Origin of the sequence: Escherichia sp. KCJ4928 (assembly GCF_004352695.1) — a bacterium.
In the GTDB taxonomy this organism is placed as follows: domain Bacteria; phylum Pseudomonadota; class Gammaproteobacteria; order Enterobacterales; family Enterobacteriaceae; genus ECMA0423.
Window position 1 is genome coordinate 1 of record NZ_SJWV01000446.1, and the last position, 1,009, is coordinate 1,009.

1 protein-coding gene is annotated in these 1,009 nt (G+C 34.9%); it reads right to left on the reverse strand.

Annotated features, from left to right (window positions below; translation table 11 throughout):
• Positions 1-1,009 (reverse strand): O88 family O-antigen polymerase (gene wzy, locus E0D98_RS24715; protein WP_131891335.1); only part of this gene is annotated, 1,009 nt, incomplete at both ends.

The window sequence follows — 1,009 nt, forward strand, 5'->3', positions numbered from 1 at the left end:
TAAAGAGCATTGATGCGACAATATACATTAGAATGATAAAGTAATTCTTATTTTCCTTAAGTCTAGCTGATAATAAGGATATACTCAGGACAAACACAAGCAAGCCCGGAAGCCCAAAACTTAATATAATGAAACTTAAAACATCTTTAGGCGCGAAACTTTCATATGCACTGGGATCATCCGAGGATATATAGGACCTCATCTCGTTACAATTTACGTCCAGACCAGAAAGAGCCTGACAGTAGTTCTGTATAAAAGGTGATAGCGTGCTCTTAAAGCCATATACTCCACTTCCTAATGGATAATCACTAAGATGCCAGATGCTGACAATTGGGAACCCAAGACGAGTAACATAAGTCATTGTTTCAGAATTTGACAAATGAGCTGCAATCAGTGCAAAAAGGTCATAGTAGATGAACGCAAGACTAACAAAAAGAACAATAAAAGATAACGGAATGAGCTGGTATGTATAATTATAAAAGCCTTTCACCTTGAAGAAATAAACCAGCCCAAGGAGCACTGGTATTATTAGGAATGAAAATTTCGCACCTGAAATATAGGTAGTAATAGCAAACACAAACGCCAAAATTAGTCTGTACTTTTGATTAGACAGCATGACCATCAAGAACATTAAACCATAATAATAGCCATTTAAACTTGGCTCAGAGAAAGTACCTGCAAAGCGAAAATTCTCATCATATAACCAAGCTCCACCTAATACTTTAACATGAAAACCAAACTTTGCCATGATGTAAAGTATCAACGTGATACCAAGAAATAAACTTGATATTTTTACACTAAAACGATATATATCAAAGTTATGTTCAAGTTCTTTAGCATAACTGAATATAACAAACCATAATATCATATTTAGTAAAAGCGCAAAAGTTTTATCATATTCAGCACCATGATAGAATGCTCCAAGCGCAGCACCGATGAGAAGCATAAAAGCAAAAAAGAATATCTTTACCAAGTTAAAACTGCGAATCTTGAAAAGCACGAGCAATAC